General features: G+C 64.7%; 18 protein-coding genes and 2 pseudogenes. 18 read left to right on the top strand and 2 right to left on the bottom strand.

Going from position 1 to position 24,469, the window contains the following annotated elements; all coding sequences use genetic code 11:
• Positions 1-200: 200 nt before the first annotated feature.
• The 11 genes and pseudogenes from hpt (at position 201) to BN9444_RS00600 (ending at position 9,333) form a co-directional block, all read left to right on the top strand.
• Positions 201-785: a hypoxanthine phosphoribosyltransferase gene (gene hpt / locus BN9444_RS00650; protein WP_066492923.1), complete on the top strand. Its 585-nt coding sequence runs from the start codon at positions 201-203 to the stop codon at positions 783-785.
• Between the two features lie 12 nt (positions 786-797).
• Positions 798-3,254, top strand: coding sequence for an ATP-dependent zinc metalloprotease FtsH (ftsH, locus tag BN9444_RS00645; RefSeq protein ID WP_068801249.1), 2,457 nt, complete (start codon positions 798-800; stop codon positions 3,252-3,254).
• Positions 3,247-3,537 (top strand): annotated as a pseudogene (locus tag BN9444_RS15300) (GTP cyclohydrolase I); the annotation flags it as partial. The gene ftsH and the pseudogene BN9444_RS15300, both read left to right, overlap by 8 nt.
• Positions 3,538-3,625: 88 nt before the next feature.
• The gene (gene folE / locus BN9444_RS00635; protein ID WP_082723330.1) at positions 3,626-4,288 is read left to right on the top strand and encodes a GTP cyclohydrolase I FolE; all 663 of its coding nucleotides are present in this window, start codon (positions 3,626-3,628) and stop codon (positions 4,286-4,288) included.
• 93 nt (positions 4,289-4,381) lie between these two features.
• Positions 4,382-5,326, top strand: a complete 945-nt coding sequence (gene folP, locus BN9444_RS00630; RefSeq protein ID WP_066492926.1) for a dihydropteroate synthase — start codon at positions 4,382-4,384, stop codon at positions 5,324-5,326.
• Positions 5,326-5,697: a dihydroneopterin aldolase gene (gene folB / locus BN9444_RS00625; RefSeq protein ID WP_066512430.1), complete on the top strand. Its 372-nt coding sequence runs from the start codon at positions 5,326-5,328 to the stop codon at positions 5,695-5,697. The genes folP and folB overlap by 1 nt, the downstream gene beginning before the upstream one ends.
• A gap of 3 nt (positions 5,698-5,700) precedes the next feature.
• Positions 5,701-6,186, top strand: a complete 486-nt coding sequence (gene folK, locus BN9444_RS00620) for a 2-amino-4-hydroxy-6-hydroxymethyldihydropteridine diphosphokinase (RefSeq protein ID WP_066512434.1) — start codon at positions 5,701-5,703, stop codon at positions 6,184-6,186.
• Entirely contained in the window at positions 6,187-6,657 is a 471-nt protein-coding gene (locus tag BN9444_RS00615) for a DUF3180 domain-containing protein (protein ID WP_066512440.1), read from the top strand.
• Positions 6,658-6,932: 275 nt separating this feature from the next.
• Positions 6,933-8,072, top strand: coding sequence for a DUF6779 domain-containing protein (locus tag BN9444_RS00610; RefSeq protein WP_068801248.1), 1,140 nt, complete (start codon positions 6,933-6,935; stop codon positions 8,070-8,072).
• The gene (locus BN9444_RS00605) at positions 8,073-8,741 is read left to right on the top strand and encodes a 6PGD fold domain-containing protein (protein WP_084759209.1); all 669 of its coding nucleotides are present in this window, start codon (positions 8,073-8,075) and stop codon (positions 8,739-8,741) included.
• Positions 8,738-9,333 (top strand): annotated as a pseudogene (locus tag BN9444_RS00600) (pantoate--beta-alanine ligase). Before BN9444_RS00605 ends, BN9444_RS00600 begins: the two are co-directional and overlap by 4 nt.
• A 76-nt stretch (positions 9,334-9,409) precedes the next feature.
• On the opposite strand, the gene pgfA reads toward BN9444_RS00600, so the two are convergent.
• Positions 9,410-10,384, bottom strand: coding sequence for a cell envelope lipid trafficking protein PgfA (pgfA, locus tag BN9444_RS00595; RefSeq protein WP_066512455.1), 975 nt, complete (start codon positions 10,382-10,384; stop codon positions 9,410-9,412).
• Positions 10,385-10,802: 418 nt separating this feature from the next.
• On the opposite strand from pgfA, the gene rpoB reads away from it, so the two are divergent.
• The 6 genes from rpoB (at position 10,803) to BN9444_RS00565 (ending at position 23,033) form a co-directional block, all read left to right on the top strand.
• On the top strand, positions 10,803-14,300 hold the full coding sequence (gene rpoB / locus BN9444_RS00590) for a DNA-directed RNA polymerase subunit beta (protein ID WP_066492948.1): 3,498 nt from the start codon (positions 10,803-10,805) through the stop codon (positions 14,298-14,300).
• Between the two features lie 178 nt (positions 14,301-14,478).
• Complete coding sequence (locus BN9444_RS00585; RefSeq protein ID WP_066492949.1) at positions 14,479-18,471, top strand: DNA-directed RNA polymerase subunit beta'; 3,993 nt, start codon at positions 14,479-14,481, stop codon at positions 18,469-18,471.
• Between the two features lie 1,059 nt (positions 18,472-19,530).
• A complete protein-coding gene (locus tag BN9444_RS00580) occupies positions 19,531-20,160 on the top strand; it encodes an ECF transporter S component (protein ID WP_066492950.1) in 630 nt (209 codons plus the stop codon).
• Positions 20,161-20,181: 21 nt separating this feature from the next.
• A complete protein-coding gene (locus BN9444_RS00575; protein WP_068801246.1) occupies positions 20,182-21,534 on the top strand; it encodes an ABC transporter ATP-binding protein in 1,353 nt (450 codons plus the stop codon).
• Positions 21,527-22,297 carry an energy-coupling factor transporter transmembrane component T family protein gene (locus BN9444_RS00570; RefSeq protein ID WP_066492953.1) on the top strand — a complete coding sequence of 257 codons (771 nt, stop codon included), beginning with the start codon at positions 21,527-21,529 and terminating at the stop codon, positions 22,295-22,297. Before BN9444_RS00575 ends, BN9444_RS00570 begins: the two co-directional genes overlap by 8 nt.
• Before the next feature lie 139 nt (positions 22,298-22,436).
• Positions 22,437-23,033 carry an isopentenyl transferase family protein gene (locus BN9444_RS00565; protein WP_068801245.1) on the top strand — a complete coding sequence of 199 codons (597 nt, stop codon included), beginning with the start codon at positions 22,437-22,439 and terminating at the stop codon, positions 23,031-23,033.
• Here the strand turns inward: BN9444_RS00565 and BN9444_RS13970 are convergent.
• Positions 23,016-23,207, bottom strand: a complete 192-nt coding sequence (locus tag BN9444_RS13970; protein WP_066492955.1) for a hypothetical protein — start codon at positions 23,205-23,207, stop codon at positions 23,016-23,018. The genes BN9444_RS00565 and BN9444_RS13970 overlap by 18 nt on opposite strands.
• A 469-nt stretch (positions 23,208-23,676) precedes the next feature.
• Here BN9444_RS13970 and BN9444_RS00555 point away from each other — a divergent pair, with 469 nt between their 5' ends.
• Positions 23,677-24,435, top strand: coding sequence for a hypothetical protein (locus BN9444_RS00555; protein WP_068801244.1), 759 nt, complete (start codon positions 23,677-23,679; stop codon positions 24,433-24,435).
• Positions 24,436-24,469 lie beyond the last annotated feature (34 nt).

The following is a 24,469-nucleotide window of genomic DNA, read 5'->3' as shown; positions in this document are numbered from 1 at the left end:
GCCGCCGCCGCGCGATTGCCGCCTGGCTCCAGGCGTCGGGGGCGCCGGTGACGGGGTGGGGGATTGAGGGCATCGGAAAGCTGTGTACGGATTGGCATGGCCAGGGTGGCATTGCGGTGGGCGCAAGGTTGGAAGTCAGGCGCGTTGGTGGCAAACTGGCACTATTGCATCAGCTGTAAAAACCAAGGAGCCAGCCCCTCATGCATGACACCAAGGACTTTCGGGTCCCGGCTAACCCGTACGGCGACGACCTCGAAGCCGTCCTTCTCGACGAAGCGACCATCAAAGCCCGCGTGCAGGAGATGGCGGACAAGGTCTCCGCGAAGTACGCGGATAACGAGGAAGACCTCATCCTCGTGTGCGTGCTCAAGGGTGCGGTGTTCTTCCTCTCCGACTTCGCGCGTGCGCTCAGCATTCCGTCCCAGCAGGAATTCATGGCGGTGTCCTCCTACGGCAACGCGACGTCGAGCTCGGGCGTCGTGCGTATCTTGAAAGACCTCGACCGCGATATTCAGGGTAAGGACGTCCTCATCGTCGAGGACATCATCGACTCTGGTCTCACGCTCAGCTGGCTCATCCGCAACCTGCAGGGCCGCCGCCCGCGCAACCTTGACGTGGTGACGCTGCTGCGCAAGCCAGAGGTTGTCAAGGTGGAGATTGACATGTTTGACGTCGGCTTCGACATCCCCAACGAGTTTGTCGTGGGCTACGGCCTCGACTACGCGGAGCACTACCGCGACCTGCCGTTCGTGGGCACGCTGAAGCCGGAAGTATATTCGGACTAGACTCTCTTCTTAATGAAAAATTCCAGCATCGTCCGCTACGGCGCGATCGCGGGCCTCGTGCTCATCGCGCTGTACGCGTTTACGTTCTTTACTAATGACTCGCGTTCCTACATGCAGGTCGACACCTCCGTGGCGTTGACCCAATTGCAGGACAAGAATGTCGCGGAAGCCCAGATCGATGACCGCGAGCAGCAGGTTCGTCTCAAGCTGCGCGAACCCGTCAGGGTCGAGGAGCGCGACGGCGTCGAAGAGGTCATCGCCAAGTACCCGGCCCGCGCCACCGAGCAGGTCTTCAACGCCGTGAAGGATTCCGGCGCGGAGAAGTACCAGACCAAGGTGACGCAGGAGTCGTTCATCGGCTCGATGATTTCTTTCATCCTGCCCATGCTCATCGTCTTCGGTCTGCTCTTCTTCTTTATGTCGCGCATGCAGGGCGGCGCCGGTGGCCTGTTCGGCATTGGCGGCTCCAAGGCCAAGGAGCTCACCAAGGACATGCCCACCAACACGTTTGAGGACGTGGCCGGTGCGGACGAGGCCGTGGAAGAGCTCATGGAGATCAAGGACTTCCTCGAGGACCCGGAACGCTACCACGCGCTCGGCGCGAAGATTCCGCGCGGCGTCCTGCTCTACGGCCCTCCGGGCACCGGTAAGACACTGCTCGCGCGCGCCGTCGCAGGCGAGGCGGGCGTGCCGTTCTTCTCCATCTCGGGCTCTGACTTCGTGGAGATGTTCGTCGGTGTCGGTGCCTCCCGCGTGCGCGACCTGTTCAAGCAGGCCAAGGCGCAGTCGCCGTGCATCGTCTTCATTGACGAGATCGACGCCGTGGGTCGTTCCCGCGGTGGCGCTAGTACCGGCGGCGGCCACGATGAGCGCGAGCAGACTTTGAACCAGCTCCTCGTGGAGATGGACGGCTTCGGCGACCGCGAAGGCGTCATCCTCATCGCGGCGACCAACCGCCCGGACGTCCTCGACCAGGCGCTGCTGCGCCCGGGCCGCTTCGACCGCCAGATCCCGGTGACCAACCCGGATCTTGCCGGCCGCGAGAAGATTCTCGAGGTCCACGCCAAAGGTAAACCTTTGGCGAAAGATGTCGACGTCAAGCAGCTGGCCAAGCGTACCGCCGGTATGTCCGGCGCGGACCTGGCGAACGTCCTCAACGAGGCGGCGCTGCTCACGGCGCGCATCGGCGGAAATGTCATTACGGCGGACGCGTTGGAAGAGGCCACGGACCGCGTGGTGGGCGGCCCGCGCCGCCAGTCCAAGATCATCTCCGAGCACGAGAAGAAGGTCACCGCGTACCACGAGGGCGGCCACACGCTCGCCGCGTGGGCGATGAAAGACATCGAGCGCGTGTATAAGGTGACCATCCTCGCGCGCGGTCGCACCGGCGGCCACGCCATGACGTCCCAGGAAGACGACAAGGGCATGTACACGCGCGACGAACTCTTCGCGCGCCTCGTCTTCGCCCTGGGCGGCCGCGCCTCGGAGGAGCTCGTCTTCGGCGCGCCTACCACGGGTGCGTCCTCGGATATCGAGAACGCCACGAAGATCGCGCGTGCCATGCTCACCGAGTACGGCTTTAGCCCGGAGCTTGGCACCGTGAAGTACGGTCAGGAACAGGGAGACCCGTTTGCCTACGGTGGGGCCGGCGGCTCCATCGAGTACTCGGACGACGTCGCCAAGCGCATCGACGAGCAGATGCACTACCTGCTCGACCGTGCACACGAACAGGCCTACGCCATCCTTGCGGAGCACCGCGATTACCTGGATAAGCTGGTGGAGTTACTCCTCGAAAAGGAGACGCTGCGCCGCCCGGACCTCGAGGGCGTCTTCGACGGCATCGTGCCGCGCGAGTCCTTCGACGTCTTCGAGGGCGAAGACGAGCGCTTCCCGCAGCAGGCTGGCCGCGAGCCCATTAAGACTCCGGTCGAGCTTGCCGAAGAGCGCGGCGAGGTGCTGCCCAAGCGCCGCACCCTGCTCGACGCCACTCGCGCCGCACGCGAGCGCCGCCTGGCCGGCAAGGTTCTGGCCGTCGGCGACGACGAGGAATACGGCTTTAACTTCGGCCGCGACGCCGGCGATATCGTCGACGATTACACCGAGGGCACCGAGCCCGAGTCCACCCAAGAGCCGACCGAGCTTGCCGATGCCCCCGCCGCGCCGGCACCGGAGGCTCCCGCGCCCGAGGCTTCCGCTTCGGAGCCGTCCACGGTTGCCTCCGAGCCGGAGGTTGTTGAGCCTTCGGAGCCGGTGAAGCCGAGCCCGAGCACCGATAAGACGACGGAGATTCCGGTCGTGCGCGACGCCGCGCCGCGGGGTCGCCACCACAAGCCGAGCGCTGAGGACGCGCAGCCGGAAGAGACCAAGGAGCTTCCGCGCGACTGGGCACGCCCGTGGGGCAGCCAGGACGCGCCGAAGAATCCATACGCCGATGGCTCCGCGGACAGCAAGGGAGAGAAGAATGACTAATCCGGAGGCTACCGCTGGGAGCGACGCCCTGACCGAGGCCCTGACCGACGCAGCGGAGGGCGGCGCGACCCCGGACATCCCGGCGGTGCGTGCGTTCGACCAGGAGCGCGCGGAGGCCGCGGTGCGTGAGCTGCTCATTGCGGTGGGCGAAGACCCGGACCGCGAGGGTCTGCAGGAAACGCCGGCGCGAGTGGCGCGGGCGTACCGCGAGACGTTCGCGGGCCTGCATGAGGACCCGACGGCGGTGCTGGNGGACGCGCAGCCGGAAGAGACCAAGGAGCTTCCGCGCGACTGGGCACGCCCGTGGGGCAGCCAGGACGCGCCGAAGAATCCATACGCCGATGGCTCCGCGGACAGCAAGGGAGAGAAGAATGACTAATCCGGAGGCTACCGCTGGGAGCGACGCCCTGACCGAGGCCCTGACCGACGCAGCGGAGGGCGGCGCGACCCCGGACATCCCGGCGGTGCGTGCGTTCGACCAGGAGCGCGCGGAGGCCGCGGTGCGTGAGCTGCTCATTGCGGTGGGCGAAGACCCGGACCGCGAGGGTCTGCAGGAAACGCCGGCGCGAGTGGCGCGGGCGTACCGCGAGACGTTCGCGGGCCTGCATGAGGACCCGACGGCGGTGCTGGCGAAGACGTTCGCGGAGGGCCACCAGGAGCTCGTGCTCGTGCGTGATATCCCGATTTATTCGACGTGCGAGCATCACTTGCTGCCGTTCTACGGCAAGGCGCACATCGGGTACATCCCGGGCAAGGACGGCCACGTGACCGGCCTGTCGAAGCTGGCGCGTTTGGCGGATATGTACGCTAAGCGCCCGCAGGTGCAGGAGAGGCTCACGAGCCAGATTGCGAACGCGCTCATGGACAAGCTCGGCGCGCAGTCGGCCATCGTGGTCATCGAGTGCGAGCACTTGTGCATGGCGGCGCGCGGCATCCGTAAGCCGGGCTCGACCACGACGACCTCGGCGGTGCGCGGCGGCTTTAAGAAGAACGCCGCCTCGCGCGCGGAAGTGATGAGCCTTATCCGCAGTTAATCCCAGGCGGCCGGACGCGTGAGCGTGTGGCCGCTTTTTAAGTACATGCAGTGCGACGTGAATGCTTTGACAGCTTTGAACGAAAGGAAGAACATGCAGCCGGCAGCCCGCGTGAGTGATGTGAGTGTCCCGGGGAGGACGTTGGTCATGGGAATCGTCAACGTCACGGAGGACTCGTTCTCCGATGGCGGGCGATGGTTAAACCACGAGACGGCGATTGCGCACGCGCGCGAGCTCGTCGCGGCGGGCGCGGACATGATCGACGTGGGCGGTGAGTCCACGCGTCCGGGCGCGGTGCGCGTGGAGGAGCGCGACGAGATCGAGCGCGTCGTGCCGGTGATCGAGGCGCTGCATGCGGAGGGTATTCGCACGTCTGTGGACACCATGCGTGCGGCGACGGCGGCCGCGGCGGCTGCAGCGGGCGTGGATATGGTCAACGACGTCTCGGGCGGCCTCGCGGATCCGGAGATGTTCGCCGCGATGGCGGATGCGGGCCGGACGGTGTGCCTCATGCACTGGCGGACTGAGAAGTTTGGCTCCGCGGCGGGCACCGCGAACCACGGCGGGGATGTCGTGCGCGATGTGCACCAGGTCTTCGACGAACTCGTCGCGGCCGCGGTAAAGGCGGGCGTGCGCGAGGACGCGATTGTGCTCGACCCGGGTTTGGGGTTTGCGAAGAGCCCACAGGATAACTGGGCGCTGCTCCACGCGCTGCCGGAATTCCTGGACGGACCGTTCCCGTTGCTCGTGGGAGCCTCGCGCAAGCGCTTCCTCGCCGCCGTGCGTGCGGACCGCGGCGCGGAGTCCAATCCGCTGCTTGCAGACCCGGCGACGGCGGCGGTGACGGCGATTTCGGCGCACCTCGGCGCGTGGGGCGTGCGCGTCCACGAGGTGGGTGCCTCGCGCGATGCCGTGGATGTGGCGGCAGCCTGGGCGCGGGGGAAGGACTACGCGGGAGGAGAGGGGGCATCGGGAAGCTATGCGAACGGTGCGGACCACGGGACAGTAGCAACGACGGCGCTAGGAAAGGCGAAATAATGGCAGACCGTATTGAACTCACCGGCCTGGAGTGCTTCGGCTACCACGGTGTCTTTGACGAGGAGAAGCGCACGGGGCAGCCGTTTATCGTGGATATCACGTGCTGGCTCAACTTTGCGGAGGCGGCGGCGGACGATGACCTCACAAAGACCATCAATTACGCGGAGCTCGCAGAGGTCGCGGCGGAGGTCGTGGAGGGACCTGCGCGGGACCTCATCGAGACGGTCGCCACGGACGTGGCCAATGCCGCCATGCGACGCTTTGAAGAGCTCTATGCTGTAGAGGTCACCATTCATAAACCCAAGGCGCCCATCCCGCGCACGTTTGGCGATGTCGCGGTCGTGGCGCGTCGTTCCCGAAAGGGGAAGTAAAGCATGCGCGCAGTCCTGTCTATCGGGTCCAACATGGACGATCGCGTGGCGCTGCTGCGCAGCGTCTTTGACGAGTTCGCCGGCCAGATTGTGGCGGCCTCGCCGGTCTATGCCACCCCGCCGTGGGGCGTGGAGAACCAAGACGAGTTCTTGAATGCCGTGCTCATCGTCGAGGTTGAAGAAACGCCGCTCGGTCTGCTGCGTCGTGGCCAGCGCCTCGAGGCGGCGGCGGAGCGCAAGCGCATCCAGAAGTGGGGTCCGCGCACGCTGGACGTGGACATCGTGGACATCTCGTCGTTTACGTCGACGGACCCGCGCCTTGTGGTTCCGCACCCGTATGCCCGCGAGCGCGCCTTCGTGCTCGTGCCGTGGCTGGCGGCGGATCCTGATGCGACGCTGGCGGGCACCCCGCTAGACACGCTTATCGCGGATCTTGACCCAGAAGAGGTCGCTGCCATTCGTCCCTTGGGGCCCATCGAGGAGCTCTAGATGCAACGTACGTCTTTGCCTGCGCTTAGTGGCACCGCCGTGTTTGTGGCGGCCGCCGTCGCCATCGTTATCCCGCGGCTCTACGGCTACATGGGAACCATCCCGCTCACCGTCTCCATCACGCTGTGGCTCATGGCCATTGTGTGCGCGGTGCTGGCGTGGCGCGTGCGCGAAGCAAAGAAGGACGATACGCACGGCATTGGGCTGGATACCTCGCAGCTCAACCCCATGACGATTACCAACTTCATGCTGCTGGGCAAGGCGTCCGCGTGGACGGGCGCCATCGTGGGCGCGGCGTATGCGGGCGTGGCCGTGTACGTCATTCCGCATGCCCACGAGCTCGTGGCTGCGGCCGAGGACGTCCCCGGTGTTCTCGCCAGCCTGCTGGGCGGCGCTGCCATGGCGGTGGCTGGCGTTGTCCTCGAACGCTACTGCGAGGTACCGCCGCCCGCGGATGGGGCGGCGGCGTAGACACCTAGCGCAGGATGTCACGCTCGGTGCGGGTGAGGACCTCGACGGCCTTGTGCTGGACCGCGTTGTGTGCCTGGAACCTGCGTCGGTGAGACGCACGACCACGAAGCGTCCGCGAATGGGGGTGCATCCCCGTGTGTGGGCACGCCCGGCTCAAGGGCACTGTGGGGGAGGAAACGCGGTAGGGTTTAAGGCTTAGGACATGCGCGTAGGCCCTGCCATCCATGCGGGTGGGGTGTGCGGGCACGAAGGACGCACACGGTAGGTTGGTGACCATGACTTCCACACAGCAGCAGGAATTCCCGGACAAAGACGGCGCGCAGTCCGCGCCCGAGTCCGGAACCGCGACCACCCGCGCACACTGGGCGCTCATTGCGCTCGTGGTCCTCGCCGTCGTCGCGACCATCTTGATGCTGATCTCGGGCTCTGCCGCAGCGATGAAGCTCGCGCTCGTCGCCGCGTTGTGGGCCGCCGTGCTGGGCTTCTTCCTCGTTACCCGCTACCGCCGCGAGACCGCGCAACGCGAGCAGGAGCTCGTACTGCGCGAGGAGCTCTACACCGCCGAGCTGGATAAGCTCCGCGCCGAGAAGTCCGCGCTTGAGGGCGCCACGCCTGGCGATTCGGAGCTGCTTGCCGATATCAAGCACGAGCTGCAACAGATCCGCACGCAGCTTGAGGAGCTCTCCGGCCGCGACTTCACCTACGAGCCGGCCGCCCTCTATGCCGAGGCCCGCCGCATTGCGGAGATTGAGTACAAGGTCGGCGCGACGGAGGAGCCCAAGGTCGCCTTCACCCAGTCTTCCGCGGGTGCGCCGTCTGCCGATGCCATCGCGGGCCGCGTCGGCACCCAGCCCAGCGCCAGCTCGCGCCACGACAACCCGCTCTCCGAGCTCATCCGCGAACGCGAGGCCGCCGGCACCGATACTCCGACCCGTCGCCACGGTGCGCATGAGACACCGGAGACTGCTGCTGCTTCATCTGCATCCGCATCCGCGCCTCAGGCGGACACTGCGTCGAAGCCTCAGGCCGCGTCCGCGGCGTCCTTCGTTTCTGAGCAGACGCCGCACGCGCCGACGTTCTCCACGCAGCGCAGCCCCGAGTCCACGTTCAGCACCGGTTCCTTCCAGGCCGTGCGCTGGGACCAGGGCGGCGTGGACACGAACGTGACGCCGAAGGCCTCCACCACGGCGCATTCCGCGGCGAAGAAGACGGAGCCGGCCACGGCGCAGGACGCCAAGGCCGCAGACGCTGCACAGGATGCTGGGCAGGACTCAGCGCAGGACTCAGCGCAGGACGCGAAGAAGGCTGAGGCTGCGGCCTCTGCGGGACGGCGTGGCCGTCGCCGCAGCGACGCTGGCCGCGAGGGTGCGGTCTCCGTGGCGGAGCTTATGGCCCAGATGAAGAAGGGGAAGTAGATGCCCGCACCGCGCATGCGGATTGGGATCTTCGGTGACTCGGCGGCGGGCCAGGAGCTAGCGGCCGGGCTGGCTGCGGCTGGGCACGCGCTCGTGCGCATCGACGCCCTCACGGATTGTGCGGAAGTCGACGCACTCATCCTCGCTATCCACGCGACGCAGCTGCCGCGCGCTGTCGAGGCCGTGGAGACCTACATCGCGAACGGGCAGATCGTTATTCACACCGCGCTCGCCGCAGGTGTGCAGGTCCTCGACCCGTTGGAGACGCGCGGCGCCGTGGTCGTGGCGGCCGCACCCGTGAGCGTGAATCGCTGGGCCGTGACGACGCTCGATGAGCTCGGGGAGACCATCGCCGGGCTGCTGCTCGGAGAGATGGGCGCGACCGCCATCGCGAAGACCGATGCGGAGCGTGCGACGTTGGCCAGCCGGGTCGCGTATGCGAAGATGCTCGCGCGGCTCACCGCGGATGCGCGCCGGGAGGTCGAGCTCCTCATGGACGAGGAGACTCAGCCGGGCGCGGACATTGACCCTGCGGAGGTCATTGATGGCTACGGCTACATTCACGAGCCGGGTCTGCGGCGCTCCTACTTGGAGGTCGCGCGGCGCTTCGGCGAGGTCGAAGAGGCTGAGGATATTGAGATGTGGGCACTACAGGAGGAAAACAGATGAGCTTCGAATTGGGCGTGGCGACGGTCCTCGACGACGAGTCTCGCGTCGCGTTGGTTGCGCGGGCCTATAAAAAGTTGGGCAAGCCCATCGTCCTTGTCCCCCTGGGTTCTGGCATTCACGCAGGCCACGTGGCGCTCGTCCGAGCGGCCGAGGCCATTCGTGGCGGCATCGTCATTGTTGCGGTGGAAACGCTGGGAGAGGGTGACCAGGAGCTGCTCGCGCGCGAAGGCGTCGACGTCGTGTGGGTCTACGTCCCGGACGCGCCGCGCACGCTTGTCCTGCCCGTCGACCACGGCCTGGAAAACACGACAGAACTCGCGACGTCGCTCACGCGCGCGCTGCGGCTCATCAATGCCGTGGGCGCGACGGACGTCGTGGCGGGGGAGAAAGACTACGAGGAGCTGCTCGCGCTCAACGCGGCGCTCCACGNCAGGGTGACGCCCGCCTCCTTGTCGCGGCGACCGTGGGCGGCGTGCGGCTCATCGACAACGTGGGCCTGCCGCTGGGCATCGGCTTCCGGAATCTCGAGGAATACGAGGCGCAGCAGGAAGCGCAGCGCGAGGCCGCACGCGCCGAAGAAGACCAGGCCTAGCCAGAGCTGGATTTCAGAACAACGAAGCCGTTAGATCCACGCGGATCTGACGGCTTCGTTGTCGTGAGTTTCCTCGCTACTCGGCGGCGGGGGCTGCGGCAGGCTTTGGCTGCTTGGGCGAGCGCGTGCCAAAGACGCCGAAGATGCCCAGGAGTGCGATGAGCGTGATGAGCGCGCCGGCACCGAGGAGGCCCCAGCGGATCCAGTGGATGAGGTTCGTGTGGTGGAACTTCTTGGTCTGCTCGAGGAACGCTTGGGTGTCTTCCTCGGAGATGGAGGAGTTGAACGTGAGTGCGTTCTGGGTCTCCACGCCGTCGTCCTTGGCGTAGAAGTCCTTGATGGATACGTCGAGGTCCACGATCATGCCTGAGACTTTGTCTACGTAGAAGTCACGCTGGGCGGAGTGGAAGAGGTACTCCGTGCCGTCCTCGCCGGAGAGCATGGTCTGATAGGTGTTGTACTTCTTTGCCACGTTCGTGGGCTCGATGTCCTGGTGGTAGCGATAGACGGTGCGCCCATCCATCTCCATCTCTTCTTCGAAGACGGCGGGGGCGGAGTCGCGCAGCGTCTCATCGAATACGTCGTAGGAGGTTTTCTCCGCGCCGGCGGGGAACTTCCACCACAGGCCGGTGACCGGAACGGTGCTGACGGGAGTAGCCATGGTGTGGGACACGGCGGCATCGGCAAGCGCGTCGCCAGTGAGGCGATCGATGGGGTAGGACCAGACCTGCGCGGTGATGAGGCGGTCCTTTTCCTCCTGCAGGCTCGAGCGCATCCACGACGAGCCGACGCGGAGGGTGACCTGCTCGTCATCCGCGGGCTCCTGGAGCGCGACGTGCCATTGCGCGGTGACGGGTACCTGGAGCTGGCGGCCGTCCTGGAGGAGGCGCGTGGTGGCGTTCTCGTCCGTCATTGTCCACGTCGTGTGCTCCAGATCGAGCGGCAGAGTGGGCTCGGCCTCGATGAAGGCCGGAGCGGCGAGACCGGCGGAAAGGCCGGCGACACCTACTCCGAGCAGGAGGGCGGAGGCGACGCGGGAGGTTGGCAACATGGTGTTCCATCCTAGCGGCCGGGCGGTCACGGCTGAAAGTGCCACGGCGGGCCCTGACCGGCGTGTCTTGGATCGGTTCCAGGGGGCGGTGGTATATTTCCGAAGTGCACACCGCATGAGACGGCGCGACGAGAGTCTGCGCCCCGTGCGTGAAGTGAGATGGCCGCCCCGCGCGGTCCAGTACCGCCTTGTCGCACCCATGTGTGGGGCTGGACAATAGGCGGAAATTCAACTATGCTAGTTCGTTGCGCTGGAATCATTTTCAGATGTGCGCTGACACCTTGTACAAAAACCCATTTGACAAGGTGATTTTGTGCTCTTTTCTTACAGTGATTCCACAGCAGACCAATTGCTAAATCTACCAGCGGTTTCGGGCCAATCACAGCAACGGAGTGGTTGAATCCCGGTTCCGCGTGAGGTGCTGGAAGGACCCATCTTGGCAGTCTCGCGCCAGACCAAGTCAGTGGCTAATATTCCCGGAGCCCCGAAGCGTTACTCGTTCGCGAAAATCAGCGAACCCATTTCGCTTCCGGGCCTCCTCGACGTACAAATTGATTCCTACGCCTGGCTCATTGGCACGCCCGAGTGGCGCGCCAAGCAGCAGGAGGAGCGCGGCGCCGACGCCCGCGTGACCAGCGGCCTGGAAGACATCCTGGAAGAGCTTTCGCCCATCCAGGACTACTCCGGCAATATGTCGCTGTCCCTGTCTGAGCCGCGTTTCGAGCCGGTGAAATACACCGTCGACGAATGCAAGGAAAAGGACATTAACTACTCTGCGCCGCTTTATGTGACGGCAGAGTTCATCAACAATGACACCCAGGAGATCAAGACCCAGACGGTGTTCATCGGCGATTTCCCGATGATGACGGAGAAGGGCACCTTCATCGTCAACGGCACCGAGCGTGTCATCGTCTCCCAGCTGGTGCGTTCCCCGGGCGTCTACTTCGACCGCTCCATCGATAAGTCCACGGAGCGTCCGCTCCACGCCGTCAAGGTCATCCCGTCCCGCGGTGCATGGCTCGAGTTCGACGTGGACAAGCGCGACACCGTCGGCGTCCGTATCGACCGCAAGCGTCGCCAGCCGGTGACGGTGCTGCTCAAGGCCCTGGGGTGGACCGAAGAGCAGATCCGCGAGCGCTTCGGCTTCTCCGAGCTCATGATGTCTACCCTCGAGTCCGACGGTGTGTCCAACACCGATGAGGCTCTGCTGGAGATCTACCGCAAGCAGCGCCCGGGCGAGCAGCCCACCCGCGACCTTGCGACCTCCCTGCTGGAGAACTCCTTCTTCCGTGCGAAGCGTTATGACCTCGCTAAGGTCGGCCGTTACAAGGTCAACCGCAAGCTGGGCCTGGGCGGCGACCACGACGGTCTCATGACCCTGACCGAGGAAGACATCGCTGTCACCCTCGAGTACCTCGTGCGCCTGCACGCGGGCGAGCGCGAGATGAAGGCGCCGAACGGCGAGATGATCCCTCTCCACACGGACGACATCGACCACTTCGGTAACCGTCGTCTGCGCACCGTGGGCGAGCTCATCCAGAACCAGGTTCGCGTGGGCCTGTCCCGTATGGAGCGCGTCGTGCGCGAGCGCATGACCACCCAGGATGCCGAGTCCATCACCCCGACTTCGCTGATCAACGTCCGTCCGGTCTCCGCGGCTATCCGCGAGTTCTTCGGTACCTCCCAGCTGTCGCAGTTCATGGACCACAACAACTCGCTGTCTGGTCTCACGCACAAGCGTCGCCTCTCCGCACTGGGCCCGGGCGGCCTGTCGCGTGAGCGCGCCGGCATTGAGGTCCGCGACGTTCACCCGTCGCACTACGGCCGCATGTGCCCGATCGAGACTCCCGAGGGTCCGAACATTGGCCTCATCGGCTCGCTCGCGTCGTACGCACGCGTCAACGCCTTCGGCTTCATCGAGACCCCGTACAACAAGGTCGTTGACGGCAAGATCACCGGCCAAGTCGAGTACCTCACCGCTGATGAAGAGGACCGTTACGCAATTGCGCAGGCCGAGGTCGAGCACGACGCTGACGGCACGATCACCGAAACCCGTATTGAGGTCCGCCTCAAGGACGGCGATATCGGAGTGACCGACGCTTCCGGCGTCGATTACGTGGACGTGTCCCCGCGCCAGATGGTCTCCGTTGCAACGGCCATGATTCCGTTCCTCGAGCACGACGACGCTAACCGCGCCCTCATGGGTGCGAACATGCAGCGTCAGGCTGTGCCGCTGCTGCGCTCCGAGGCCGCGTACGTCGGTACCGGCATGGAGCTGCGCGCGGCCTACGACGCGGGTGACGTCATCATCACCCCGAAGGCCGGCGTGGTCGAGAACGTCTCCGCAGACATGATCACCATCATGGATGACGAGGGTGTGCGTGACACCTACGTCCTGCGCAAGTTCGAGCGCACCAACCAGGGCACGAACTACAACCAGACCCCGCTCGTCTCCCTCGGCGATCGCGTCGAGGCAGGCCAGGTGCTGGCTGATGGTCCGGGTACCCACAACGGCGAAATGTCGCTGGGCCGCAACCTTCTCGTGGCGTTCATGCCGTGGGAAGGCCACAACTACGAGGACGCCATCATCCTCAACCAGCGCGTCGTGGAAGAGGACATCCTGACCTCTATCCACATCGAGGAGCACGAGATCGATGCCCGCGACACCAAGCTCGGTGCCGAGGAAATCACCCGTGAAATCCCGAACGTCTCCGAGGACGTCCTGCGCGACCTCGACGACCGCGGCATCATTCGCATCGGTGCGGACGTCCGCCCGGGCGACATCCTGGTCGGTAAGGTCACCCCGAAGGGCGAGACCGAGCTCACGCCGGAAGAGCGCCTGCTGCGCGCCATCTTCGGTGAGAAGGCTCGCGAGGTCCGCGACACCTCCATGAAGGTTCCGCACGGTGAGGTAGGCAAGGTCATCGGCGTTGCTCGCTTCTCCCGCGAGGATGACGATGAGCTGGCGCCGGGCGTGAACGAGATGATCCGCGTCTACGTCGCTCAGAAGCGCAAGGTCCAGGATGGCGATAAGCTCGCCGGCCGCCACGGCAACAAGGGTGTCGTGGGCAAGATCCTGCCGCCGGAGGATATGCCGTTCATGGAGGATGGCACCCCGGTCGACATCATCCTCAACACCCACGGTGTCCCGCGTCGTATGAACATCGGCCAGGTCCTCGAGGTTCATCTCGGCTGGCTGGCACACGCTGGCTGGAAGGTCGACGTCGACGATCCGGCTAACGCTGACCTGCTGAAGAAGCTGCCGGAGGAGCTTTACGACGTTCCGCCGGAGTCGCTCACCGCAACCCCGGTCTTCGACGGTGCCTCCAACGAGGAGATCTCCCGCCTGCTGGCTTCCTCGAAGCCGAACCGTGACGGCGACGTCATGGTTGATGAGCACGGCAAGGCCCGCCTCTTCGACGGCCGCTCCGGCGAGCCGTACAAGTACCCGGTTTCCGTCGGCTACATGTACATGCTCAAGCTGCACCACCTCGTCGACGAGAAGATTCACGCTCGTTCCACCGGCCCGTACTCCATGATTACTCAGCAGCCGCTGGGTGGTAAGGCTCAGTTTGGTGGCCAGCGCTTCGGCGAGATGGAGGTGTGGGCAATGCAGGCCTACGGCGCTGCCTACACCCTGCAGGAGCTGCTCACCATCAAGTCGGATGACGTCGTCGGCCGTGTCAAGGTCTACGAAGCCATCGTCAAGGGCGACAACATCCCGGATCCGGGCATCCCGGAGTCCTTCAAGGTGTTGCTCAAGGAGCTGCAGTCGCTGTGCCTCAACGTGGAGGTCCTCTCCACCGACGGCACGCCGATGGAACTGTCCGGATCTGATGATGACGACATGGACTCGCCGTCCCTGGGCATTAACCTGTCCCGCGACGAGCGCTCCGACGCCGACAACATCGCGTAAGTTACCGCATTCTGGTCTGGCCTTAAGCTTGCCGATGCCGCCTTCCCGCTACCGCGGTAAGGCGAAAGGTTCCATAAGGAAAGGAACCCATCGGACAAGCCCGGCCGGGCGATACAAAGACACAACTTTTAAGCCATCAATTCCTCAGAAAATTTAGAGGATGAAAGGGAGACATTACGTGTTTGACGTAAATCTCTTCGACGAGCTCCGTATCGGTCTCGCCACTGCTGACGACATCCGTCGTTGGTCCAAGGGTGAGGTGAAGAAGCCGGAAACCATTAACTACCGCACCCTCAAGCCGGAGAAGGACGGCCTCTTCTGCGAGCGCATCTTCGGCCCGACTCGCGACTGGGAGTGCGCCTGCGGTAAGTACAAGCGCGTCCGTTTCAAGGGCATCATCTGCGAGCGCTGCGGCGTTGAGGTGACCAAGTCCAAGGTGCGCCGTGAGCGCATGGGCCACATTGAGCTCGCCGCTCCGGTGACCCACATCTGGTACTTCAAGGGCGTTCCGTCCCGTCTGGGCTACCTGCTCGACATCGCGCCTAAAGATCTTGAGCGCATCATCTACTTCGCTGCCAACATCATCACGTCCGTCGATGAGGAGGCTCGTCACAACGACCAGTCCACTCTCGAGGCCGAGATGCTCCTGGAGAAGAAGGAGATCGAGGACGACGTCAACTCTGAGATCGCAGAGCGCGCCGCGAAGCTCGAAGAGGACCTCGCCGAGCTCGAGGCTGCTGGCGCCAAGGCCGACGCCCGCCGCAAGGTCCAGAACGCTGCCGACAAGGACATGCAGCACATCCGCGAGGACGGCGAGCGCCAGGTCGCACGTCTCGACGAAATCTGGAACACCTTCATCAAGCTTGCCCCGAAGCAGATGATCATCGACGACACGATCTATGAGGAACTCATCGATCGTTACGAGGATTACTTCACCGGCGGCATGGGTGCTGAGGCTATCCAGACCCTCATCCGCAACTTCGACCTCGAGGCCGAGGCCGAGATCCTCCGCGAGATCATCAACAACGGCAAGGGCCAGAAGAAGGTCCGCGCCTTGAAGCGCCTCAAGGTTGTCGCCGCGTTCCTGCGTTCCGGCAACGATCCGGCCGGCATGGTCCTCGACGCTATCCCGGTCATCCCGCCGGAGCTGCGCCCGATGGTCCAGCTTGACGGTGGCCGCTTCGCGACCTCCGACTTGAACGACCTCTACCGTCGCGTCATCAACCGCAATAACCGCCTCAAGCGCATGATTGATCTTGGTGCTCCCGAGATCATCGTGAACAATGAGAAGCGCATGCTGCAGGAGTCGGTCGACGCCCTCTTCGACAACGGCCGCCGCGGCCGCCCGGTCACGGGCCCCGGTACCCGTCCGCTGAAGTCCCTGAGCGACCTGCTCAAGGGTAAGCAGGGTCGTTTCCGTCAGAACCTGCTGGGTAAGCGCGTCGACTACTCCGGTCGTTCCGTTATTATCGTCGGTCCGCAGCTCAAGCTGCACGAGTGTGGTCTGCCGAAGCTCATGGCTCTCGAGCTCTTCAAGCCTTTCGTTATGAAGCGCCTGGTGGAAAACGATTACGCGCAGAACATCAAGTCCGCCAAGCGCATGGTCGAGCGCCAGCGCCCTGAGGTGTGGGACGTCCTCGAAGAGGCCATCTCCGAGCACCCGGTCATGCTCAACCGCGCTCCGACCCTGCACCGCCTGGGTATTCAGGCCTTCGAACCGAAGCTCGTCGAGGGTAAGGCTATCCAGCTCCACCCGCTGGCCTGTGAGGCCTTCAACGCTGACTTCGACGGCGACCAGATGGCAGTCCACCTGCCGCTGTCCGCCGAGGCTCAGGCTGAGGCTCGCGTGCTCATGCTCGCTTCGAACAACATTCTGTCCCCGGCGTCCGGTAAGCCGCTGGCAATGCCGCGTCTGGACATGGTTACCGGCCTGTACTACCTCACCATGGACAAGGGCTCGGACGAGATCGGCGGCGAGGGTCGTTACACGCCGGCTACCACCGATCAGCCGGCTACCGGTATTTTCTCCTCCTACGCTGAGGCTCTCATGGCTCGCGACCGCGGCGTCGTTGGCTTGCAGGCTCCGATCAAGGTGCGTATCTCGCACTTGCGTCCGCCGGCAGACATCGAGGCTGAGCAGTTCCCGGACGGCTGGAACAAGGGCGACACCTGGATGGCTGACACCACCATCGGTCGCATCATGTTCAACGAGCTGCTGCCGTGGAACTACCCGTACCTCGAGGGCGTCATGGTCCGTAAGGGCGGCTCCGATAACAAGGTCTTGCTCGGTGACGTCGTCAACGACCTCGCCAACAAGTACCCGATGATCACCGTTGCTCAGGTGCTGGACAAGATGAAGGACGCTGGCTTCTACTGGGCCACCCGTTCCGGCGTTACCATCACCATGGACGACGTTCTGGTCCTTCCGAACAAGCACGAGATCCTCGAGTCTTACGAGAAGGAAGCTCAGCGCATCGAGCGCAAGTACTACGAGCAGGGTGCGCTTACCGAGCGCGAGCGCTACGACCGCCTTGTCGAGCTGTGGAAGAACGCCACGGACGAGGTCGGTAACGCGGTCGAGAACCTCTACCCGGATGACAACCCGATTCCGATGATCGTGAAGTCGGGTGCTGCCGGTAACATGCGTCAGATCTGGACCCTGGCCGGTATGAAGGGCATGGTCGTGAACTCGCACGGTGACTACATCACCCGTCCGATTAAGACCTCCTTCCGCGAAGGCCTGTCCGTTCTCGAGTACTTCAACAACTCGCACGGCTCCCGTAAGGGCCTGGCCGATACCGCACTGCGTACCGCCGACTCGGGCTACCTCACCCGTCGTCTGGTCGACGTCGCGCAGGACGTCATCGTCCGCGAAGAGGACTGTGGCACCCGCCAGGGCGTTCGCGTCCCGATCGGCGAGGTTTCCGGCGACAAGGTCGTCATGCACGAGCTGTGGGAGACCTCCGCGTCTGGCCGCGTCGTTGCCTCTGACGTGAAGAACGAGGCCGGCGAGGTCATCGCCGAGGCCGGTTCTGACCTCACCGAGGAGCTCACCCAGAAGCTGCTCGACGCTGGCATCACCGACCTCAAGGTCCGCTCCGTGCTTACCTGCCAGACCCCGGCCGGTGTCTGCGCGAAGTGCTACGGCAAATCCATGGCCTCTGGCCAGCTGGTCGACATCGGCGAGGCCGTCGGCATCGTCGCCGCCCAGTCCATTGGTGAGCCGGGTACCCAGCTCACCATGCGTACGTTCCACCAGGGTGGTGTCGGTGGCGACATTACCGGTGGTCTGCCGCGTGTTCAGGAGCTCTTCGAGGCTCGTAACCCGAAGAACCGCGCCCCGATCGCTTCGGTCGACGGCACGATCTCCCTCTCTGATGAGGGCAACTTCTGGACGCTGACCATCACCCCGGACGACGGTTCGGACAATGTGGTCTACGAGAAGCTGTCGAAGCGCCAGGGCCTGGCTCAGGTCCGTCGCCCGATGGAGTCCAACCCGGACGCCATGATTGAGCGCTCTCTGCGCGATGGTGACCACGTCACCACCGGCGAGCGCCTCATGCGCGGTGCGGCTGACCCGCACGACGTCCTCGAGGTCCTCGGTCGCCGTGGTGTTGAGAAGCACCTCATCGACGAGGTTCAGGCCGTCTACCGTACGCAGGGTGTGGCCATCCACGATAAGCACATCGAGATCATCATCCGCCAGATGCTGCGTCGCGGTACCGTCATCGACGCGGGCTCCACGGAGTTCCTGCCAGGCACGCTGGTTGACCTCTCTGAGGCCAAGCAGGTCAACGCCAAGCAGGTCGCCGAGGGCGGCGAGCCCGCCCAGCTCCGTTCGGAGATCATGGGTATCACCAAGGCGTCGCTGGCCACCGAGTCCTGGCTGTCGGCCGCCTCCTTCCAGGAGACGACCCGCGTCCTCACCGACGCCGCTATCAACAAGCGCTCCGATCAGCTCATTGGCCTGAAGGAGAACGTCATCATCGGTAAGCTCATCCCGGCCGGTACCGGTATCTCGCGCTACCGCAACATTACCGTCAAGCCGACGGAGGCTGCCCGCAACGCGGCATACTCCATCCCGACGTACGGTGATTCCATCTACGGCGACGACGGGTTCGGTGAATTCACCGGCGCCTCCGTCCCGCTGGACGAGGACTTCACCTTCTAGTTCTCGCCCCAGCCCTGCCTGGCGCCACTGCCAGGCGGGCCAGCACTTCAAGCTTGGTTTGCTTTAATTTCGCGAAGCCCCGGCTTCCTTCGCCACCGCATGTGGCAGGGAAAGCCGGGGCTTTGTGCTGCGCTGTGACCGAAATAGGGCAGAATTACCATCTTTGGGAATGTCTACTCGCAATAGACATCGATAGTCGACTGATGGGCATGAAGCACTCCGCTGCCATCAAAAGCTGAAGGATGAAGCCAAACGAGGCAGCCTTGAATTTGAGGAAATCGCCCTTACTCGCCATGATGCCTACCGGGAGGGCAACACCACCCGAGCGCTCGGCAGATACCGCGAGATCGACGATGTGACAGCGAAAAAGGTCTTCGGTCAATGTGCGCAGGAACGAGGAAAGGGTGGGTGGAGATAATGGCCAAGACGTACACAGTTACCGCAGAAGGAGGCACGAGTGACGTGTGGGTGCTGGAATGCGCCGAGCTGGGAGCTGTGTCGCAGACTAAGCGACTAGCCCATGCCGCCGACGAGATCCGGGAAACCATGGCCTATTAGGCAGGAGTAAGCCCAGACGAACTCAACATCGTGGTTGAAGTCATTTTCCCCTCCAATAGCGCTGAGCTAAATCCACGCGCGGACAAGCAGCGCGAAGAAGCCGCACGGCTTACGGCTGAGGCGAAAGAAAGCACCCGTAAGCATGCTGTTGCGATGAAAGTCTGGAATGATGGTGCGCGACATGGGCGAAATTCTCAGCGTGTCCTATCAAAGGGCACAAAATCTTGCTAGCGCGTGAAGAAAAACTGTTGTCAGCTATTGCCCCATCCACGTGCTTTCGAGGGAGTGGTGGCTGTTAAGATAAAGATGTTTTCCACCCCATCGCCGGATTTGGCTAAGTGATGGGGGCAAACACCACTTAAATTTCACACGTGACACGGGTGCTCCGCGTAGGCGGGGCTGAGATGCCGCAGCAGCTAGCGAGTGACATGGACTCGCTCAGTGCTGCATCGGCGAACCGTCGAACCTGATCCGGATAATGCCGGCGATAAGGGAGGAATCATGAGCGCGACATCTGCGCCCGCAACCGCTACTACTTCGGCCCCGCGCCGCTCACTGCGCTGGCGCGTGGTGGACATCATTGTCGCCACCGTGCTGGCGGTGGCCTGCGGCCTCATCTTCGTTTTCTGGAACTCTGTGGGCTACGCCTGGTACATGGCCATGGATGCCCTCACGCCGGGCCTAGGCGGCCTGGCCACGGGTATCTGGTTGATTGGCGGCGTGCTGGGCGCGCTCATCATCCGCAAGCCGGGTGCGGCTCTCTACGTTGAGGTGCTCGCGGCATCGGTCTCTGCCGTGATGGGCAGCCAATGGGGCTGGTCCACCATTTACTCGGGCCTCGCCCAAGGCATCGGCATTGAGCTTGTCCTCATCGTTTTCGCATACCGCAGATTCGGCCTGGGCATCGCCATGCTTGGCGGCGCACTCGCCGGTGTTGGCGCGTGGTGCCTTGAGCTGTTTACCTCCGGCAACCTGGCTAAAGGACCGGAGTTCCTCATCATCTACCTGGTCTGCTTGATTATCTCGGGCGCTATCCTGGCCGGCGTCGTCGGCCACCTGCTAACGCGTGCCCTGGCGGCCACGGGTGCTCTCGACCGCTTTGCTGTAGGCCGCGAAGCCCGCGCCAAGTAGCCGCGTAGTTTTTGCTTGTCTATGACGACTCAGATCACCCTGCGCGGCTTCGGGTGGACCCACGCGGGCCGCGCGACCCCCGCATTGGACGATATTGACCTCGACATCGCCCCAGGCGAGCGAGTCTTGTTGTGCGGGGATTCCGGTTCCGGTAAATCCACGCTCTTGGCTGCGCTCGCCGGCGTTCTTGGTGGCGACGAGGACGGGCAGCAAGTAGGCCACCTCACCTTGAACCCGCAGACCCCGGCCGGGCTCGTTCTCCAGGATCCGGAATCGCAGGTTATTGCGGCCACTGTGGGCCGCGACGCGGCATTTGGCTGCGAGAATCTCGGCCTACCGCGCGCGGAGATATGGCCGCGCGTCGAACACGCCCTGGACCTCGTTGGCCTGGATGTGCCGCTTGACCACCCCACCCAACGCCTGTCCGGTGGACAGAAACAGCGCCTGGCGCTCGCCGGAGTCATTGCCATGGGCGCCGGGCTCATCTTGCTTGACGAGCCGACGGCCAACCTCGATCCACAGGGCGCGCGCGACGTGGTCGTGGCCGTCGAGCGGATCGTCCGTGCCACGGGAGCGACGTTGGTCGTGGTGGAACACCAGTATTCCGCGTGGTCCGGCCTGCTGGATCGCGCGGTGCGCCTGGACCGGGGGCGCATCGTCGAAGACGGCGCATACGGAGCGGTGACGGCCGCGCGCGCCGTCACCGGCTTGCCCGTCGCCGTGCCCGCCCCGGCAGATGCCGAGGCCGCGCTGTGGTCGAACAACCTTGTGACGCGTTTCGGCCCGCCCCGCAGTGTGCGTGTCCCGCAGGGGTATTCCACCGTCATCACGGGTGCGAACGGCTCTGGGAAAACCACGTGGTTGATGACCATGGCGGGCCTGCTTCCCAGCTGCGGCGGGGAGATTGGCGTGGCCGAGTCCGTGCGGCGCGGGCTGCGCGGCGAGCCTTCGACGTGGCGCTCGCGCGACCTGGNCGTCGCCCGCACCGTGGGCGAAGAGATGCGTGTCGGTCCGGGCGTGATGGGTACTTCCGATGCCGCCTCTCAATCGCGCGTGGGCGAGCTCCTCGAGCGCCTGCGGCTTACGCACCTCGTGGACGCAAACCCTTTTACTCTGTCCGGCGGAGAGAAGCGCCGGCTCTCGGTGGCTACGGCGCTCGTCGCCGCGCCGTCCGTGCTGCTGCTTGACGAGCCCACCTTCGGCCAGGATCCCACGACTTTTGCAGAGCTCGTGCGTATGTTGCGTGAGCTCGCGAACGAGGGCACGACGCTGGTCTCCATTACCCACGACCCGTTATTCTTGGCGGCGCTGGGTGACCACCGCGTGACCGTTAGCGCGCACACTGGCCAGGCGGGAGGCAGTACCCATGCCTAACCTCGTACGCGGCGTTAATCCGCTCACGCGCCTGGTGGCGACGTTCCTGGTCACCACACCGATCTTGCTGACCATTGACTGGCTCTCGGCCGCCGTGTCCGTCGCGGTGACGGTGCTTCTCGCTCCGCTGTGCGGGATGAGCTGGTCCCGGCTGGTACGCGCGGCGCTGCCGCTGTGGATCATCGCGCCGCTATCTGGGATATCCATGCTGCTCTACGGCAAGGAGGGCGGTGAGGTCTACTTCTCCTTCTGGCTGGTGACCGTCAGTGAGAATTCCGTGGGACTGGCGGGAGCCATCATGCTGCGTGTCTTTGCTGTCGCGTTGCCGGTGATTGTGCTGGCCCGCGATATCGACCCCACGGAGCTGGGCGACGGCCTCGCGCAAATCTGGCACCTTCCCTCCCGCTTTGTCATCGGCGCAGTCGCCGGCGTGCGCATGCTCACCCTGTTTAAGGATGATTGGGACTCGCTCGCTCGCGCGCGGCGTGCCCGCGGCATCGCGGACGTGGGGCGCATCCGGCACCTAGCCACCATGAGTTTTAGCCTGCTCGTCCTCGCACTGCGCCGCGGCGGCAAGCTCGCCACAGCGATGGAGGCCCGCGGCTTTGGGCGCCCAGCCCCGGGCGGCCGGGTGCGAACGTGGGCGGTGGCCTCGCACCTGCGTGCCCGCGATTGGTGGGTCATGGCCGCAGCCGTGGGGGCGGCGGCATTGCCCGTCATCATTGCGGTGGCCTGCGGAACGTGGCGTCTCTTTGGCCTCTAGCGATAGTTAAGCCGCAGCGCGCGGGGACTTAAGTCCCTTAGACTGGCAGGTACGACTTCCCTGGTGCGGCACCGCATGCCTGCGGTGGCGCGCCGTACACGCAAAGGATGGACAGCGCGAAACCTTTCGCGCGGACAACATGGACTTTGACAGTCAACTTGACCGACTTTTGACCGATACCCTCACCCTTGCGGCCTCGCGCAAGCGGCCGATGCGCCCCATGACGGTGCTCATCGACGGCCCCTCGGGCGCCGGCAAAACGTGGGCCGCGGTCTCCCTGGCCGAGCGCACGGGGTGGAGGGTCGTGCACCTCGATGAGTTCTATCCCGGCTGGCGAGGGCTGGCTGCAGGATCCGAGATGGTGACCTCGCAGGTGCTGCGCGAACACAATCCGGGCTACTGGCGCTGGGACTGGGAGGCGAGCGCGCCGGGTGAATGGGCAGGACTCGACGTACGCGATGACCTCATCGTGGAGGGCGTCGGTGCCATCACCGAGGATTCCGTTGCCGCCGCCCGGGAGCGCGGCGGGGTGGTCACGCTCTTTATCGACGGCCCGCGTGAGGCTCGCCGCGCCCGCGCCCTCGAGCGCGATCCGGACTACGCGGAATGGTTCGAGACCTGGGAGACCCAGGAGCGCGAACACTTTGCGCGCCAGACTGTCGCGGCGGATCTGTCGTGGGTGTGGGACGCGGCCACGTGGGAGGCCGCACAGCGCGCCTCAGCCCGCGAGCGCTGAGGCGCGCCCCGGCCTGTAGTAGTCGGCGGCATCGACGTCGCGGGTGTGCTGGACCATTAGCTCCGGGTAGCTGTCGTCCGGCAGCGCACCGAAGACAAGCCGCACCTGCTCGCGCAGCTGCTCCAGGCGGCGCTCAATGATGGAGTTCGCCCATAGAGTCGTGCGCAGCTGCACGTGGGTCCCGTAGGCGCGCGGCGTGGTCGAGCAGCGCGAGCGATTTCCACATGCGCGCAGCCGTTGCCGGCGTGCAGCCGGCGAACTGCGGCAGGGCTCCGGCAGCGCCTTGGGGTCGAAGCCCACCCAGCCCGGGCGCGTGGCCTCGTCGTGCAGTAGCCGGAGAGCATGTCTAGATCATGGATGCGGAAATCGCCTTCACGGGGGAGCGGTCGGCCTCCGGAGAGGAGACCTCGGCCAGCCAATAGTTGGCGGTGAGCTTGCCCGTCGAGTTCACAATCACGCCGCCCAGTGAGTAGTGCGGGTGGGGCGGTCCGCCGCATTTTGTGTTTGCGCCTATCTCGGCCGTAGGGGCCGCTTTTGGGTGGGTGAGATGGTTCCCGTGGCGTTGGTTACTCTAAGACCGTCTATCGGCCCTACGCTGCACATAAAGGCGGTTCATATCGGGGGCGGGGTATAAACTAGGAGGGTGACTACCTCTCCTCAATCTCCCTCGTTCCCTTCGCATGATTCGGACTCTTTCGAGACCACTCAGTTCCCGCCGGTTGGTGCCGGCGACGCCGCCGCGCCGGGTGCTTCCGCTGCCGGCGCTGCTGGCGGTGCCTACGGTGCTGGCTACGCACCCCAGGACGTAGGCCAGCAGGGCTACGCGCAGCCGGGGTATGGGCCGCAGGGTTATGCGCCGACGTACGCGCCCGCGCCGCAGCAGGGCGGCAACGGCACGAAGATTGCGCTCATCATCGTGAGCCTGCTGTTGGGTTTGCTTATCCTTGGCATCGCGGGCTTCTTTGGCGTTCGCGCGTATAACGCCAGCCGGGCTGCCGATGAAGTCGTCTACGTCACCGAGACGGCCACGGATGCGCCGGGTGGCGAGGCGAACGCGGCCCAGCCGGCGCAAGCCGCGCAGCCTGCACAACCGGCCCAGGCACCGAGCCGTCCCGCGTATCCCTCGCTCCCGGCGGGGCTGAGCCCGGTGAGCGTCGGCGCGGTCAATAACAGTCCGGCGGGCAGCTACGCCAACGTGTACACGGCGGGCCCGACCTCGGATTCGTTTGCCTTGGCTGTCACGCGTGACTTCGTGGCGGCGCGGGGTGGCAAGACTTCCGGCACGACGGTGGTCAATACCTATAGCCCGGTGACGGGGTACACCTATACGATGAGCTGCTATGACAACGGGTCCTACGTGCACTGCACCGGCGGCAATAATGCGCACGTCTACATCTCTTAATTCGCGCGCTGGCGTGGCTGCCCTGCTCGTCGCT

This window comes from Corynebacterium phoceense, from assembly GCF_900092335.1.
Classification (GTDB): Bacteria; Actinomycetota; Actinomycetes; order Mycobacteriales; family Mycobacteriaceae; genus Corynebacterium; species Corynebacterium phoceense.
Note: the sequence above shows the minus strand (reverse complement) of the source record. Positions and strands in the feature narration are given on the sequence as shown.

What these genes read in the sequence shown, in the direction of transcription:
- hpt (WP_066492923.1), top strand. Translation starts at nt 201, where the DNA reads ATGCATGACACCAAGGACTTTCGGGTCCCGGCTAACCCGTACGGCGAC.
- ftsH (WP_068801249.1), top strand. Translation starts at nt 798, where the DNA reads ATGAAAAATTCCAGCATCGTCCGCTACGGCGCGATCGCGGGCCTCGTG.
- folE (WP_082723330.1), top strand. Translation starts at nt 3,626, where the DNA reads ATGACTAATCCGGAGGCTACCGCTGGGAGCGACGCCCTGACCGAGGCC.
- folP (WP_066492926.1), top strand. Translation starts at nt 4,382, where the DNA reads ATGCAGCCGGCAGCCCGCGTGAGTGATGTGAGTGTCCCGGGGAGGACG.
- folB (WP_066512430.1), top strand. Translation starts at nt 5,326, where the DNA reads ATGGCAGACCGTATTGAACTCACCGGCCTGGAGTGCTTCGGCTACCAC.
- folK (WP_066512434.1), top strand. Translation starts at nt 5,701, where the DNA reads ATGCGCGCAGTCCTGTCTATCGGGTCCAACATGGACGATCGCGTGGCG.
- BN9444_RS00615 (WP_066512440.1), top strand. Translation starts at nt 6,187, where the DNA reads ATGCAACGTACGTCTTTGCCTGCGCTTAGTGGCACCGCCGTGTTTGTG.
- BN9444_RS00610 (WP_068801248.1), top strand. Translation starts at nt 6,933, where the DNA reads ATGACTTCCACACAGCAGCAGGAATTCCCGGACAAAGACGGCGCGCAG.
- BN9444_RS00605 (WP_084759209.1), top strand. Translation starts at nt 8,073, where the DNA reads ATGCCCGCACCGCGCATGCGGATTGGGATCTTCGGTGACTCGGCGGCG.
- pgfA (WP_066512455.1), bottom strand. Translation starts at nt 10,384, where the DNA reads ATGTTGCCAACCTCCCGCGTCGCCTCCGCCCTCCTGCTCGGAGTAGGT.
- BN9444_RS00580 (WP_066492950.1), top strand. Translation starts at nt 19,531, where the DNA reads ATGAGCGCGACATCTGCGCCCGCAACCGCTACTACTTCGGCCCCGCGC.
- BN9444_RS00570 (WP_066492953.1), top strand. Translation starts at nt 21,527, where the DNA reads ATGCCTAACCTCGTACGCGGCGTTAATCCGCTCACGCGCCTGGTGGCG.
- BN9444_RS00565 (WP_068801245.1), top strand. Translation starts at nt 22,437, where the DNA reads ATGGACTTTGACAGTCAACTTGACCGACTTTTGACCGATACCCTCACC.